Origin of the sequence: Bilophila wadsworthia ATCC 49260 (assembly GCF_000701705.1) — a bacterium.
Taxonomy (GTDB): Bacteria; Desulfobacterota; Desulfovibrionia; order Desulfovibrionales; family Desulfovibrionaceae; genus Bilophila; species Bilophila wadsworthia.
In genome coordinates, this window is sequence record NZ_JNJP01000023.1 from 1 (window position 1) to 14,269 (window position 14,269).

General features: G+C 58.8%; 12 protein-coding genes. 5 read left to right on the top strand and 7 right to left on the bottom strand.

From position 1 onward, the window contains the following. The coding region (gene tnpA, locus T370_RS22825; protein ID WP_156034394.1) for an IS200/IS605 family transposase at positions 1 to 240 on the top strand (240 nt) is incomplete at its 5' end. 168 nt (positions 241 to 408) lie between these two features. Here tnpA and T370_RS0109680 read toward each other — a convergent pair. The 3 genes from T370_RS0109680 to T370_RS0109690 all read right to left on the bottom strand — a co-directional run bounded on the left by T370_RS0109680 (position 409) and on the right by T370_RS0109690 (position 4,184). Beyond that, the gene (locus T370_RS0109680; protein ID WP_029435600.1) at positions 409 to 954 is read right to left on the bottom strand and encodes a translation initiation factor IF-2; all 546 of its coding nucleotides are present in this window, start codon (positions 952 to 954) and stop codon (positions 409 to 411) included. After that, positions 951 to 3,053 (bottom strand): TRAP transporter permease, encoded by a 2,103-nt coding sequence (locus T370_RS0109685; protein ID WP_005025915.1) that lies wholly within the window; start codon positions 3,051 to 3,053, stop codon positions 951 to 953. Before T370_RS0109685 ends, T370_RS0109680 begins: the two co-directional genes overlap by 4 nt. Before the next feature lie 153 nt (positions 3,054 to 3,206). Continuing rightward, the gene (locus T370_RS0109690) at positions 3,207 to 4,184 is read right to left on the bottom strand and encodes a TAXI family TRAP transporter solute-binding subunit (RefSeq protein WP_005025917.1); all 978 of its coding nucleotides are present in this window, start codon (positions 4,182 to 4,184) and stop codon (positions 3,207 to 3,209) included. A gap of 272 nt (positions 4,185 to 4,456) precedes the next feature. On the opposite strand from T370_RS0109690, the gene T370_RS0109700 reads away from it, so the two are divergent. The 3 genes from T370_RS0109700 (at position 4,457) to rho (ending at position 9,692) form a co-directional block, all read left to right on the top strand. Beyond that, a complete protein-coding gene (locus T370_RS0109700; protein WP_029435601.1) occupies positions 4,457 to 6,172 on the top strand; it encodes an amidohydrolase in 1,716 nt (571 codons plus the stop codon). 459 nt (positions 6,173 to 6,631) lie between these two features. Next, on the top strand, positions 6,632 to 7,987 hold the full coding sequence (locus T370_RS0109710) for an alanine/glycine:cation symporter family protein (protein ID WP_005025921.1): 1,356 nt from the start codon (positions 6,632 to 6,634) through the stop codon (positions 7,985 to 7,987). Between the two features lie 454 nt (positions 7,988 to 8,441). Next, positions 8,442 to 9,692, top strand: a complete 1,251-nt coding sequence (gene rho / locus T370_RS0109715) for a transcription termination factor Rho (RefSeq protein ID WP_009379519.1) — start codon at positions 8,442 to 8,444, stop codon at positions 9,690 to 9,692. A 143-nt stretch (positions 9,693 to 9,835) separates the two neighbouring features. On the opposite strand, the gene T370_RS0109720 is transcribed toward rho, so the two are convergent. Both T370_RS0109720 and T370_RS0109725 read right to left on the bottom strand, forming a co-directional pair. Beyond that, entirely contained in the window at positions 9,836 to 10,468 is a 633-nt protein-coding gene (locus T370_RS0109720) for a hypothetical protein (protein WP_029435602.1), read from the bottom strand. Then, entirely contained in the window at positions 10,465 to 11,703 is a 1,239-nt protein-coding gene (locus tag T370_RS0109725; RefSeq protein ID WP_029435603.1) for a hypothetical protein, read from the bottom strand. The genes T370_RS0109720 and T370_RS0109725 overlap by 4 nt, the downstream gene beginning before the upstream one ends. A gap of 304 nt (positions 11,704 to 12,007) precedes the next feature. On the opposite strand from T370_RS0109725, the gene T370_RS0109730 reads away from it, so the two are divergent. Continuing rightward, positions 12,008 to 12,220, top strand: coding sequence for a hypothetical protein (locus tag T370_RS0109730; RefSeq protein ID WP_005025931.1), 213 nt, complete (start codon positions 12,008 to 12,010; stop codon positions 12,218 to 12,220). 402 nt (positions 12,221 to 12,622) lie between these two features. On the opposite strand, the gene T370_RS0109735 is transcribed toward T370_RS0109730, so the two are convergent. Together T370_RS0109735 and T370_RS0109740 are read right to left on the bottom strand one after the other, a co-directional pair. Further along, entirely contained in the window at positions 12,623 to 13,375 is a 753-nt protein-coding gene (locus T370_RS0109735) for an amino acid ABC transporter ATP-binding protein (protein ID WP_005025934.1), read from the bottom strand. Next, a complete protein-coding gene (locus T370_RS0109740; protein WP_005025936.1) occupies positions 13,356 to 14,150 on the bottom strand; it encodes an amino acid ABC transporter permease in 795 nt (264 codons plus the stop codon). The genes T370_RS0109735 and T370_RS0109740 overlap by 20 nt, the downstream gene beginning before the upstream one ends. Positions 14,151 to 14,269 lie beyond the last annotated feature (119 nt).

The window sequence follows — 14,269 nt, forward strand, 5'->3', positions numbered from 1 at the left end:
CACATGTTACTGTCGATTCCACCTAAATATGGGGTGGCAGAAGTAGTGGGCTATTTAAAAGGAAAAAGCGCTATTGAGATAGCGAAACATTTTGAAAAAGTTTGTAAAATAACAGGAGCGAGTTTCTGGGCGAGAGGATATTTTGTAAGCACGGTAGGAGTAGGAGAACGGGAAATTCGGCTCTACATAGGGAACCAGGAAAAAGAAGACAGGAAGGTGGAGCAGCTTAAGCTGCTGTAATTCGCCGTAGGCGAATAGCAAAAACCGCTTTGAGCGGTTACCGCGTTTCAAGCCCCCGGCTTTGCCGGGGGTTTTGACAGTCTTGGGAAAAGGAGGGATGGGGGTTCGGGGGAAGGGAGGGGAAACCTTTCTGAAGAAAGGTTTCCCCTCCCTTCCCCCGATTTTCTCCTACTGCATCTTGTTAATAGGCGAACCGTAACCCTGCACGCGGCGGACGGCGAGCTTGTGCTGGACGGCGCGGGTGTGGCCGCTTCCGGGTTGATCGTCGCGGTAGTTTTCGTGGAAGGCGCGGAGCCGCCGTTGCATACGGAGGATGCGGCGCATGATCTCGCTCATGCCGAAGTAGGCGGCGGAGAACAGCACGCTGCAAAAGAGCAGCAGGAACGCCCCGTAGATAAACAGCTTGTTGGTTTCCGCATCCGGGCTGTCCGTCTGCCAGAGAAGGACGAGAAAACCGATGGTCCCCACCAGCCAGAGCAGGTGGCCGCAGGCTTTCAGGAACGTCTCCATCGGCATCCGGGTATAGGGGTTGACCTCCACGAGGCCGATCCACTCTTCACTGCCGCATTCAGGGCAGCGGGCCAGATAGTCGGGGAAGATGGCCTTGCAGCGGGAGCACTGCAATTCGCGCTCGACTTTGACCTCGACGGAAGTGGAGGACGAAGAGCCGCGCGAGATCAAGCGCTTGCGGCGGAAAGGCGTTTTGGTCCTCATGCTGCGGCCTCCGTGGTCTGCGTGGTGCGGGCGTGCTGCATGTAGGCGAGCAGGCCCATGATGCCGATGCCGATGAGGTAACCCCAGTACCGCTGATCATGCGGCAGGAAGAAGCCCGTCAGCAGGGCCGGGTAGAGCATGATGATCGTGGAGCACGCGAGGAGCAGGGCATCCGGCAGGGTGTTTTTGGCGATGAACCAGCCCTGCGTGAGCGAGGCGAAGGACATGCAGCCGAGCACCGTCATGAAGAACAGGAAGATTCCCTCGGGCACGCTGTCGATGCCCCACAGGATGATGTCATGGTTGAAGATGAACATCAGGGGCAGGATGGCCGTACGGATATCGTACAGGAAGCCCTGAATGCCCGTGGCGATGGGCGACGTGTCCGCAATGGCCGCAGCGGCGTAGGCGGCGAGGCCCACGGGCGGCGTGTCGTCCGCGAGGATGCCGAAGTAGAAGCAGTAGAGGTGCGCCGCTATCAGCGGGACGGCCAGCGCCACGCCGTGGACCACGATGCCGGAGGCGAGCTGCACCAGAATGGGCGCGGTCAGAGACGCCATGATGATGTAGTTCGCCGTGGTGGGCAGACCCATGCCGAGGAGCAGGCTCGCCAGAGCGGTGATGAGCAGCAGCAGGAAGATGTTGCCGCCGGACAGGATCTCCACGAAGGACGTGATCTGCTGCCCGAGGCCGAGCGAGACGCAGCCGACGATGATGCCCGCCGAAGCCGTGGCCATGGCGACGCCCGCCATGTTGCTGCCGCCGGCGGACAGGGACAGGAGAAGCGTCTTGATGCCTTCCTTGAGGGCCTTGCGCTTGGACTTCTTGTGAACGAAGGCTTTCACGACGGGCTGGCCGAGCATGATGAGCGCGAGCACCACGATGGCGCGGAACACGGACATTTCGGCGGAATGCTGCATGATGATGAGCTCATACAGCAACATGCAGATGGGGATGAGGAAGTGCAGCCCCTCTTTGAGCGTGGTCCAGAAAGACGGCAGTTCGGATTTGGACAGGCCGCGCAGCCCGAGCTTGCAAGCTTCCACGTGGGTGATCCAGAGCAGGCCCGCATAGGCGGCGAAGGCCGGGATGGCGGCCGCCTTGGCGACTTCGATGTAGGGGACGTTGACGTATTCGGCGATGATGAACGCCGCCGCGCCCATGACAGGCGGGGCAAGCTGGCCGTTGATGGACGAGGCCACTTCCACGGCCGCGGCCTTTTCGGGCGGATAGCCCACCTTCTTCATAAGCGGGATGGTAAAGGTCCCGGTCGTGACCACGTTGGCGATGCTCGAACCGGAAACCACGCCGGTGAGGGCGCTGCCGAGGACGGCGGCCTTGGCTGCACCGCCCCGGAAACGTCCGAGCCCGCTGATGGCGAGCTGGATGAAGAAATTGCCGCCTCCGGCCCGTTCGAGCATTGTCCCGAACAGCACGAAGAGGAAGACGACGGTGGCCGAAACGTGCAGCGGCACGCCGTAGATGCCTTCCGTATCCATCGTCATCTGGGAGATGAAGCGGGACAGGGATGCGCCCTTGAAGGCAAGGAAATCGGGCAGGTGCGGCCCGGTAAACACGTACAGGATAAATATGCTGGCGATGATCGGCAGGGCGGGGCCGATAACCCGGCGGGTGGCCTCCAGCAGGAGGACGACCAGCATGAGGCCGAAGATGATGTCGCGTGTGGTGGGCACGCCCGCACGCGAGGCGATGCCTTCGTAGTCAAGCACGATGTACAGCGCGGAGACGGCGGCTATGATCCCGAGCAGGTAGTCGAGGATCGTGACCCGGTTCATGGCGAGCAGGATGCGCAGATCCCAGCGCCATGAGGTTCCCGAGATTTTGATCATGGGGATATTGAAGTAGACGAGGCTGATGGCAAAGGCCAGATGGATGGCCCGGATATAGACGGTATCAAGGAGCAGGATGCTCGCCGAGGCGAGCTGAAACAGGGACCAGCAGAGAGCGAGGATCATCGTGATGATGCGGGTGATGCCTACCGTATCGCCGCGCAGGCCGTGCTCGGCGGCTACCAGCTTTTCCCTGTAGTCATCCCCGTTGGGGGACTGCTCGATGTGCTCTATCATTTTGTGGGGCATGTGACTCCCGGCGTGATCTGAGGTGACGGCGACGCGGGGCGCCGCCCGGATAAACTCGGGCTGATTGCAAGGATGCCGGGATTGGGCGATATGTCCAATCCCGGCCGAAAGGCTTCACGGTGAAGCGGAGGGAGGAACGGGGTGTTCCTCAGCCTACTTCATCAGGCCGGCTTCCTTGTAATACTTCAGGGCGCCGGGATGGATGGGGGCCGTCAGGCCTTCGAGCATGGTCTCGCGGGTCAGGCCTTCGAGGGCGGGATGGAGCTTCTTGAACTCGTCGAGGTTCTCAAAGACTTCCTTCGTAATGGCGTACACGACGTCGTCCGGCACCTTGGCTGAGGTCACGAAGGTGGCGAGCATACCCACGGTGGTGACCTTTTCATTGGCGTTGGTGGCTTCGGGATACTGGGCCATGTCGATGTTGGTCAGGGAATAGTAGGGGAACTTTTTGACCAGCGGCTCAATGTCGGTGATGGACACGATGCGGGTCTTGCGCTTCCCGGCGGTGGCTTCCTTGATATTCCCGTTGGGATGGCCCACGGTGTAGAAGAAGCCGTCGATACGGCCGTCCTGCAACATGCGGGGTGCGTCGGCGGCCTTGATGCTTTCGGCCTTGAGGTCTTTTTCGATATTGATGCCGGCGGCTTCGAAAACGTCAATGGCGTTCTGGCGGTTGCCGGAGCCGGGGTTGCCGATGTTGACGACCTTGCCCTTGGCATCCTTCAGGCTCTTGATGCCGGAATCTTCGGCGGCGACGAAAGTGACGGCTTCGGGAGCCAGAGCGAACACGGCGCGGAGATCCTTCTGGGGCTTGCCTTCCCATTCGGAAAGCCCGTTGTAGGCCTGATACTGGCGGTCGGCCTGCGCGATGCCGAATTCAAGATCGCCCGCCATGATGGCGTTGATGTTGAATACGGACGCGCCGGTGGATTCGACGGTGGCCCGGATGTCGTACTTGTCCTTCTTGGCGTTGACGATCTTGGCGATCGCGCCGCCGGTGGGGTAGTAGACGCCGGTGATGCCGCCGGTGCCGATGGTAACGAACGTCGTCTTGGCGTGGGCTTCAAGGGCGGAAGCGCCCGTCATGGCCACAGCAAGGCTGAGAACAGCCGCGAGCAAATGTTTGTGCATGTCGTTGTCTCCCTTTTGTCGACATTTTCTTGTCAATTATATGAAGAAGGGCTTCAAAGCAAGGGAGGTTTTCATGGTTTCAGGTATATTGGAAGTGTACATTTTTGTGAAGCGTGCCGTTTCCTTCCGGGATGGGAACCGTTTCGGGGATATGGGACAATGGTTCCGGGAAAATTGACAGGTTATTTCCTTTGTCGTAACACTTTGATATTCTATTACCATTTTTTGTTATAACCGTTAGGGGGCCGAGAAGTCCCGGTGAGGTAACGTCTATGTCGGTTTCCTCTTTGCCTTTTTTGCATGGCGCGCTTGCCGCTGTGCTCCCAAAGCTGGCGGCGTGGCGGCGCGATTTCCATGCCCATCCGGAAGCCGGCTGGACTGAATTCCGCACGGCGGCCTTGATCATCAGGCGATTGCGCGAGCTTGGGTACGCGATCCGCATGGGCGAAGCCGCTTGCGCCTCCGACCGGAGGATGGGCGTCCCTTCTTCCGCTGTTCTTGCGGCGGCGCGGGAGCGTGCGCTTGAGCATGGAGCCGATGCCGAGCTGGTTGCGGGCATGGGGGACGGCTATACGGGGTTCTGGGCGGATCTGGATTGCGGCCCCGGCCCCGTGACGGCGTTCCGGTTCGATATGGACTGCAACGAAGTCGCCGAGTGCGCGGAAGAGAGCCATAGGCCCGTGCGCGAGGGGTTCGCATCACGCTGGCCCGGTCTGATGCACGCGTGCGGACACGATGGGCACGCCGCCGTGGGGCTCGGCTTGGCTGAAGTGCTTGTTTCGATCCGGCGGCACCTGCGGGGGCGGATACGCCTGATCTTCCAGCCCGCCGAAGAGGGGGCGCGCGGGGCCCTCCCGATGTCGGAGGCCGGAGCCGTGGACGGCGTGGATGTGCTGTTCGGTTTCCATATCGGTTTCAAAGCCGAGGGGCCGGGCTCATTGATATGCGGCACGCAAGGATTCCTGGCCACCACCAAGCGCGATGTCCTTTTCTCCGGAGTGCCCGCCCATGCCGGGGCCGCGCCGGAGGAAGGGAAGGATGCCCTGCTGGCGGCCTGTTCGGCGGTGGTGAACCTGCACGCCATTTCCCGGAACGGCAAAGGCGGCACCCGTATCGCCGTGGGCAGGCTGGAAGGGGGAGAGGCCCGCAACGTCATCCCCGCTTCCGCGAGGCTGTTCATGGAAACGCGGGGAGAAACCACGGAACTGGACGCCTACATGACCGCCGAGTCCGAGCGTATCCTGCGCGCTTCAGCCGATCTGTGGGGCTGCGCTTGCGAGTGGCGGACTGTGGGGAACAGTTCCGGGGGAGGGAGCAGCCCGGAGCTTGCCCGCCTTATTGCTACGGTCGCGGAAGCGATGGGTGGCTGGAAGACGGTTATCCCGATGAGCGGTTTCGGGGCGACGGAAGATTTCGCTTGCCTGATGAGCAGGGTTCAGGCCTCGGGAGGGCTGGCTTCCTACCTGCAGGTCGGGACGGACAGGGCTGCGGGGCACCACAGCGACCGCTTTGATTTTGATGAAACGTGCCTCGGGCGGGCGCTGGAACTGCTGGCCCGGCTGGCCGTGCGCATGGCGGGCGGCGGACAGGAAGACACTGAAACGGAGACGGAGAGCGACATGGAATTTTTGGATGAGGTCGTAAGGCGCAAGGGCATCCACGTGCAGCTATGGCTGGAGGGCGAAGATGGGGAAGGCTTCGGCAGGGGGCGTGTGGAGCTTCTCCAGCTTGTCGACGAACTCGGATCGCTGAGCAAGGCCGCAAAACAGCTCGGCATGTCCTACCGCGGGGCGTGGGGCAAGATAAAGAAGGCCGAACGCATCGCGGGCGAGACGCTTGTCGACGCTTCGGGGACCAAGCGCGACGGTTACTCGCTGACTCCGGCGGGGCGGGAGCTGGTTCAGCGTTTTCAGCAATGGTATGCGGATGTCGAAAGTTTTGCCAAGAAACGTGCGGAAGCCTTGTTTAGTGATTTCGATAAGGAATGATGATTCATTGTTTGCCCAATCTATATTCATTGAGTAAACAATCTGTATATCGCTGATAGAGAAGAGTATTTTTATATGCAAAAAGGCTTGCACTGCTATCTTTTTTTGACTAACAATAAGCAAAGAGGGCTTTGCATGGATAAAAAGCCCGCAGGGGGAGTGGAAGAGAGTCACATATTGACGGTATTGGGACCCTCAATAGATGACAAGCATAGTATGTTTTATGGAAAGATGCTTTTGGGGAAGCTTTTTCCTTTAGTGAAACATATATCAAATGCTGTTTAAAGATGGACAGTAGTGCTTTCTTATGCTTATTAAAGCCTTTTCCATTTCTCCTGTTTCGCGATTGCTTTCGCCGTTTTCAGCGCAAACCATCATAGTGTCCTGCGCTGATGAGCAGCAATGCGAGTGACGTGCGGAAGCGTGCTTTCTAACGCTTTATCCTTATCAGGGGGAGAAATGGAAGCTTTCATGGCATGGCTGAAGTCAGTCAACGACGTGGTTTGGGGACCGGGGATGCTGGTATTGCTGGTCGGTACTGGCCTGTATCTGACTGTCGGCCTGAAATTTTTCACATTCCGCAATTTTTTTAGAGGGCTCAAAAACCTGTGGGCCGGGCGTTCCAATCAGTCCGAGCAGGGCGAAATCTCTCCGTTCAACGCGCTGATGACCGCGCTGGCCGCCGACATCGGGACCGGCAACATCGTGGGCGTGTCGACAGCCATTTACATCGGCGGCCCCGGCGCGCTGTTCTGGATGTGGGTGACCGCCCTTGTGGGTATGGCCACCAAGTTCAGCGAAGTGCTCCTTTCCGTGCATTTCCGTGAAAAGACCCCCGCCGGAAACTGGGTGGGCGGCGCCATGTACTTCATCAAAAACGGGCTCGGACCCAAGTGGATGTGGCTCGGCTCGTGCTTTGCGCTGTTCGGCATCGTCGCCTGTATCGGTACGGGCGCTATGGTACAGGGCAACTCCATCGGTGAAGCCATACAGGCCAACCTCTCCATCCCGACGTGGTTTACCGCCATCGCCGTCTTCCTGCTGGCCGGAGCCGTCCTCATCGGCGGCGTGAAGCGCATCGGTGCCGTGGCCGGTAAGGTCGTGCCCGCCATGGCGGTGATATACGTCCTCATCTCCCTTATCGTCATCATCCTGCACATTGACCAGCTTCCCCGCGTTCTTGCTTGGGTTGTCGCCGAAGCGTTCACGCCTACGGCCGCCGAAGGCGGTTTTGCCGGTGCGACCGTGATGATGGCCATCCGAATGGGCATGGCCCGCGGCGTGTTCTCCAACGAAGCCGGACTCGGTACCGCGCCTATGGCTCACGCCGCCGCGACCAGCGCTTCACCGCTGGTGCAGGCTTCCATCGGTATGCTTGATACCTTCATTGATACGATCATCGTGTGCACCATGACCGGTTTCGCCATCCTTGTGACCGGCCAGTGGACCTCCGGCCTCACCGGGGCCGCCATGACCTCCGCCGCCTTCGAAACCTCGCTTCCCGGCATCGGCGGCATCGCGGTGACGATCTGCCTGACCTTCTTCGCCTTCACCACAGCCCTCGGCTGGTGCGTGTACGGCGAGCGCTGCGCCATCTATTTCTTCGGCGACAAGGCGCAGATCCCCTTCCGGATCGTCTACTGCATCGCCATCCCGGTGGGCGTGCTTACGCAGCTTGATGTGGTGTGGCTGCTTGCGGACACTTGCAACGCGCTCATGGCCATCCCGAACTTGATCGCCATCCTGCTGCTCAGCCCGGTGCTGTTCAAGCTGGTGAAGGAAGACGAATCCAAGGATTCCATCTTCAAGCACTAGTCTGCCGTTTTCGGTATAAGTGGGGAGGGGCCGAAAGGCCTCTCCTTTTTTCTGTGCGGCGATAGGGATGCGGCTTATCATAAGGGTAAAAAGGGTATGTCGCCTTTTTCAGATTGTTTCTCAAAGCCTTGAAGGTGGAAAAGGGGAGGTGAACACGCCGGAAACCGGAAAATATGGCCAAATCTATTCTCATCCCCTTGCCAAAAAAAGGAAGTTACGCTAGGAAAACGTCTGCGCCGCTTTCATGGTGCATGCCTGCCTTTTTCAATCACACATCTCCCCTATCTTAATCAGCGTTTGATGCGGCTGTGCCGTGTAATACCGTCTTGCCGTTCGGCAGGACTCATAACGTCCGGCGACACGCCGGGCGAACTTCCATTCACTCCCAAAACAAGTATCGGAACGTATGCGGAAGAAGAAAGTTGCCACGGAGGAGGTTCAGGAAGGCGCAACGATGAGCCTTACTGAACTGAAGAACATGAGCATGTCCGTGCTCATGGAGCTTGCGGAAAAGTACGAGATCGAAAACGCCAGTTCCATGCGGAAGCAGGAACTCATCTTTGCGATGTTGCAGGCTTGTGCGTCCCGGAGCGGTGCCATTTACGGCGACGGGGTGCTGGAAATCCTGCCTGACGGCTACGGTTTTTTGCGTTCCCCACTGTCGAGCTATATGCCCGGCCCGGACGATATTTATGTTTCCCCCTCTCAGATTCGGCGCTTTTATCTGCGCAAGGGTGATGTGGTTTCCGGGCAGATACGGCCTCCCAAGGAAGGGGAGCGTTATTTCGCCTTGCTCAAGGTGAAGGAAATCGGTTTTGAACCCCCGGAAAACGCCCGCCACGTCGTTCTTTTTGATAACCTCACGCCTATTTATCCCGATCGCAAGCTGATCATGGAAAACGGCGAGAAAAATCTGTCCTGCCGGGTCATCGATCTCATGTCGCCCATCGGGCGCGGCCAGCGCGGGGTCATCGTCGCGCCTCCCCGGACCGGTAAAACCATTCTGCTCCAGAGCATCGCGAATTCCATCAACGCGAACCATCCCGAAGTCTATCTCATCGTGCTGCTCATCGATGAACGTCCCGAAGAAGTGACGGATATGGAGCGCACGGTCAAGAATGCCGAAGTCATCAGCTCCACGTTTGACGAACCTCCGCAGCGCCATGTGCAGGTCTGCGAAATGGTGCTCGAAAAAGCCAAGCGCCTTGTCGAACGCAAGCGTGACGTGGTCATCCTGCTCGACTCCATCACCCGCCTTGGCCGCGCGTACAACGCCGTGACGCCTTCGTCCGGCCGCGTGCTTTCCGGTGGTCTGGACGCCAACGCCCTTCAGCGGCCCAAGCGCTTCTTCGGCGCGGCCCGCAACATCGAGGGCGGAGGCAGCCTGACCATCATCGCCACGGCGCTCATCGATACCGGCTCCCGCATGGATGAAGTGATCTTTGAAGAATTCAAAGGCACCGGCAACATGGAAATCTATCTTGATCGCCATCTCGCCGAAAAGCGCGTGTTCCCGGCCATCGACATCAACCGTACCGGAACCCGTAAGGAAGATCTCCTCCTCTCCGACGACGTACTCAAGCGCGTCTGGATCCTCCGCAAGATCCTTGCACCCATGTCTTCCATCGACAGCATGGAATTCCTGCTCGACAAGATGCGCGGCACCAAGTCGAACGAAGAATTCATCAATGCCATGAGTAAATAAGCAAGGGATGGGGAAAAGCTTTTCCAAAAGGGAAGTTTTCCCCAGATTCTTTAGCTGATTCTTCAAAAGAAAAACGCCGTTCCTCCACATGGAGGGACGGCGTTTTTCTATGGGACTCTGTAAGCGTTGTCTGGATGGGTCCGCTATTCCGCAGCTTCCTTCTGGAGGCGGGAAACGAGCTTGTCCATGTTGGCGATGCTGGTGACCTTCCAGCTCTCTCCGGAGGGGCTCATGCCCAGATCAACCTTGTAGTCACGCCCGTTGCCGAAATCATGGATGGTTGCGGGAAGGATGACGTTGCCGTTGACTTTGCGGGATGCGCCGCGTGGGCGCAGCTCTTTACGCCCCGTGGAGACGTTGCCGAAAAGCGGTGCGAGCAGGCCTTTGGGGTTTGCGTTGGCTTTGGGTTTTCCGGCGAAAAAGCCGGATTCGATGCCTGAACGGGTGAACGTTCCGGTTTCTTGAACCAGCAACCCTTTGATCTGCTTCGCCATCGACGGGTCCTGCACAGAGGCGACCATCAGGGCGAGCATGGGAGGGAGGCCGGATGTATCGACTTGTCCGGCTTTTTGCAGCGCTGCAATCAGGGCTGAGGAACTTTGGTCGAGCAGGGCGTCCACATCGACGCGCCGCTCAAAGGCCGCCAGATCGCTGGCGTCGATGGCTGTCTGGATTTCCTTCAAGACAGCCTCCGGGGTCTGGCGGGCCAGGGCGGGGACCGTTACGAGCAAGAGCAACGGAAGGAAGAGAAAAAAGCGGAAGCAGCGGGAAATCATTGAGAGGCTCCTGGGTTGGCGGCCGCGGCGTCGAAGTGCCCCGCCAGATCGCGGAATAGGTTTGCGGCCTGTCTGGCAGCCGTGAGTTTTTCCGGGTTGTTGTGCGTGCGCCGATCGATCCATGAGGCGATGAAGAGCAGTGCGTCATCATCCAGATACCGGGCCTCCGGGGTCCGCTTGAGGGCCTGCACGAAAGCGCTCTTGGCCTGTTCGCGGGCGATGACGGCCTGTTGGTACTGCTGGCCCTTGGCGGCCATTTGCTGGCGCAATGTCGAGTATCTGGTCAGCTCGCCGTTGGAGCGGGCTTCATCGGCGGCGAATGTCAATTCGGAGTATTGGGCGTTGGTGTCCACGACACGCTGGGCCGCGGCGCTGAGGTTTTCCATTTGGCGGTTGAAGTCGGGCATGGAGGCAAGCGCCTGCAACGCCCCGGCAACACCACGGAACTGCCGGGCGTACAGCTTGAAGAACTCGCTCCGCTGGGCGGGCGAGAGAGCCTCGCCGCTCGGCAGGGGGGTAGCCGCGCTGCGGTTCACGGCTTCCATGAAGCGGTCGACGTACAGCCGATAAATGGCGTCCAGCATACCCGGCGTGAAGAGATGGTTCAGCGCTGCGGTACGTCCTGCGGGCAGATCATCGCCGATCCATGCGAGGCCGGTCATCCCCATCCCATAACGGAGATTTGCTCCCTGCAGGCTTGCGGAAAGCCTTCCGCTCCGGCCCGGGGTCGCTGCGGGGACATAGTGGGAAACGAGCCATGAAGCCAAATCGTCGATAAAGGCGATGCGCACGACTTGATCGTCCTTGCGCCCCGCATCGGGAGGAACCTGTTCTCCGGGGGCCACAGGGCCGCGTACTTCGGCTCCGCCCGGCTGCACCGGCCTCTGTTCCGCAAGCGCCTCGTCCAGTTCCGCAGGCGTTTCGATGGGAGAACGGTATTTGGGCGGCGCTCCGGGCAGGCTGTTTCCCGCGACGGCTCCGACATCTGGAGGAGAAGGCGGTGTCGTTGTCCTGCTCATCAGGTCGGCGGCGAGGTTGATGGCCGATTCTCTCAGGTTTGCCATACGGTTGGAGAATTCTTCCCTTGCCTCCGGATCTCGGGCCAGCCAAAACCAGACCACCACGCCCGCGAGCAGGATAAGAATCAGCAGGGCCAGCCCGTGGTGCCCCTTGTGTGACGGTTCTGTTTCGCGGTCATCGTCTTTGTCTGTCCGATAGCGGTTCGGCTTGCTCATGCCACCCTCCAGAGTCTCTTCCCGGATGAAAACGGGCTGTGTACAGGTATCATATTCACTGCAGAATACCCCATTTCATCCGCTCTGTGAAGCTGTAGAGCCGGGGGGGAGCCAGCGATTGTGCACGCTTTCTAACTGGTTGGGTCGCGGAGGAGGCTCCGCTGTGAGAGATTCGCAGCGTATGGGAAAGAATCATGCTCTGGGAACTTGACTTCTTAAGAACCAATCCTAAATACTTAACGCTAAGGCTAATGACGCTCGACGCGCGCGGCGCGAACACTTTTTACTCCAAGGGAGCAAGACAATGGGATGCTGCTGCAATAATACGAAAGACGATAAGAATCAGAGCCCTGACTGCATGGCCAGCAAGAGCACGGTTGTCACCACGCCCGAAGGCGAAGATGTCGAAGTCAACTTCAACATGGGAACCGGTGAAGTGACCTATGGGAAGAAGACCGGATGCTGCTCGGACAAGTCCGACGGTACATCTTCCGGCGGTTGCGGTTGTTCAAAGTAAGGGATGAGAGCGGATTGTTTTTGAAACAGTTCAAAGTCGAAAAGCTCCAAGCCAAAAAAGAACGGAGGAAGATTGGTAAGGTGGGTATCCCTTGCACGCTCTTCCTCCGTTTTTTTAGAAACGGCTGATTGATAGTCTGCGTAAGGGGAATTTCCCTTGCGCTTTTTTATTCCACACGGAGCTTTCCAGAAAGAAATATGTCCCCAATGCCTTTGTTGCCCTGACTCCTCATTGTTCCAATAAATACCAATAGGCCCAATGCCATAACACAGGTTCCCATGAGTGGGAAACCCGAGTGGGGGATTCGATAAACGCGAAAGTCGTGGGAGAGGAAGGGGGGAGGTTTGGAGGGGGAAGGAGGACCTTACTGGAGAAAGGTTCTCCTTCCCCCTCCAATCTTCTCTACAGAATCTGCTTGAGGAACTGCTGTAGGCGAGGATGCTCGGGATCGGAGAAGAACTTGGCCGGAGGCGCCACTTCAAGGATTTGCCCCTGATCCATAAAGACGATGCGGTCGGCCACTTCGCGGGCAAAACCCATTTCGTGGGTGACGCATACCATCGTCATGCCTTCCTGCGCGAGCTTGACCATAACGTCGAGCACTTCGCCGATCATTTCAGGATCGAGCGCGGACGTAGGTTCGTCGAACAGCATGATGTTGGGCTGCATGGCGAGGGCGCGGGCAATGGCGACGCGCTGTTGCTGGCCGCCGGAAAGCATACTCGGGTAGACGTTGACCTTTTCGGACAGCCCCACTTTCTTGAGCAGCTGGAGAGCGCGCTCCTCGGCTTCGTGTTTGGAAATATGGCGGAGCTTCATGGGCGCCATCGTCAGGTTCTGGAGCACGGTCTTGTGCGGGAACAGGTTGAAGCTCTGGAACACCATGCCCAGATCCTGCCGGATCTTGTTGATGTCGTTCTCGGGGGCGTTGATGTCGCTCCCCTCGACAAGGATGGTGCCCTTGTCGATGACTTCCAAGCGGTTGATGGAGCGCAGCAGCGTTGACTTGCCGGACCCGGAAGGTCCGATGATCACGACGCGTTCGCCGGGCTGCACGTCGAAGCTGACATCGTGCAATGCGGTGAGCTGCCCGAAGAACTTCCACACGTTCTGGATGCTGATGATGGGGGCTTCGTTACTTTCTGTCGCGGTCATAGTAGGTGAGTCTCCCTTCCATCATGCTCACGCCTTTGGAGAGCAGCAGGGTGATGATGAGGTATACGAGGGCGATGACCGTATAGGTCTCGAAATAGTCGAAGGTCTGCGAAGCGAATTCGCGGCCACGGCGCAGCAGGTCGGCCACGGCGATGATGGAGACCAGAGAGGTATCCTTGAGCATGGCGATGCATTCGTTGCCGATGGGCGGCAGGATGGTACGCATGGCCTGAGGGAGGATAACGAGCGTCATGGTCTGGAAGTTGTTGAAGCCGAGCGAACGGGCGGCTTCGGTCTGTCCCTTGGGGACGGAGAGGATGCCCGCGCGGAAGACTTCGCCCATGTAGGCGCCGTAGCAGAAGCTGATGGCGATGACCGCCGACACCATGGGCGGGACCTGAATGATGCGGCCGAGGGCGTAATAGATGTAAAAAAGCTGAACGAGCAGCGGCACGCCGCGGATGATTTCCACGTAGGTCGATGCGATCAGGTTGATGACGGGATTGCGGGACAGGCGTCCGAGACCCGTGAGCAACCCGATGGGCAGCGTGCAGAGCAGGGAGAGAACGGTCACCTCAAACGTGATGATCAAGCCGTCGGGAAGGAATTTGACGATTTCCAGATAGGGTTCCGGCTGCGTGGCGCAGAGGGTGACGAGCGCCACCACGGCAACGCAGAACGCCAATGTCCAAGCATTGAGGAGCCTGCGATCCCTTGGATCAGGGATTTGTGCGCCCTCCGTAACCTCAATGCGAATGTTGGGAGCGTTGTTCATAAGTATTCCTAAAATGTGTCAGGCTCCGGCAAACGCCGCATGAGATGCGTGCGCCGCGATGTGGGCCTTGCAAGTTGCGGCGCGCCCGGGCGACGCGCGAAAACAGGGGCCTTACCAAA

Excerpts from the sequence above, each read along its gene's own strand:
- T370_RS0109680 (WP_029435600.1), bottom strand. The coding sequence starts at position 954 with ATGAGGACCAAAACGCCTTTCCGCCGCAAGCGCTTGATCTCGCGCGGC.
- T370_RS0109735 (WP_005025934.1), bottom strand. The coding sequence starts at position 13,375 with ATGACCGCGACAGAAAGTAACGAAGCCCCCATCATCAGCATCCAGAAC.
- T370_RS0109725 (WP_029435603.1), bottom strand. The coding sequence starts at position 11,703 with ATGAGCAAGCCGAACCGCTATCGGACAGACAAAGACGATGACCGCGAA.
- T370_RS0109720 (WP_029435602.1), bottom strand. The coding sequence starts at position 10,468 with ATGATTTCCCGCTGCTTCCGCTTTTTTCTCTTCCTTCCGTTGCTCTTG.
- T370_RS0109690 (WP_005025917.1), bottom strand. The coding sequence starts at position 4,184 with ATGCACAAACATTTGCTCGCGGCTGTTCTCAGCCTTGCTGTGGCCATG.
- T370_RS0109700 (WP_029435601.1), top strand. The coding sequence starts at position 4,457 with ATGTCGGTTTCCTCTTTGCCTTTTTTGCATGGCGCGCTTGCCGCTGTG.
- rho (WP_009379519.1), top strand. The coding sequence starts at position 8,442 with ATGAGCCTTACTGAACTGAAGAACATGAGCATGTCCGTGCTCATGGAG.
- T370_RS0109710 (WP_005025921.1), top strand. The coding sequence starts at position 6,632 with ATGGAAGCTTTCATGGCATGGCTGAAGTCAGTCAACGACGTGGTTTGG.
- T370_RS0109740 (WP_005025936.1), bottom strand. The coding sequence starts at position 14,150 with ATGAACAACGCTCCCAACATTCGCATTGAGGTTACGGAGGGCGCACAA.
- T370_RS0109730 (WP_005025931.1), top strand. The coding sequence starts at position 12,008 with ATGGGATGCTGCTGCAATAATACGAAAGACGATAAGAATCAGAGCCCT.
- T370_RS0109685 (WP_005025915.1), bottom strand. The coding sequence starts at position 3,053 with ATGCCCCACAAAATGATAGAGCACATCGAGCAGTCCCCCAACGGGGAT.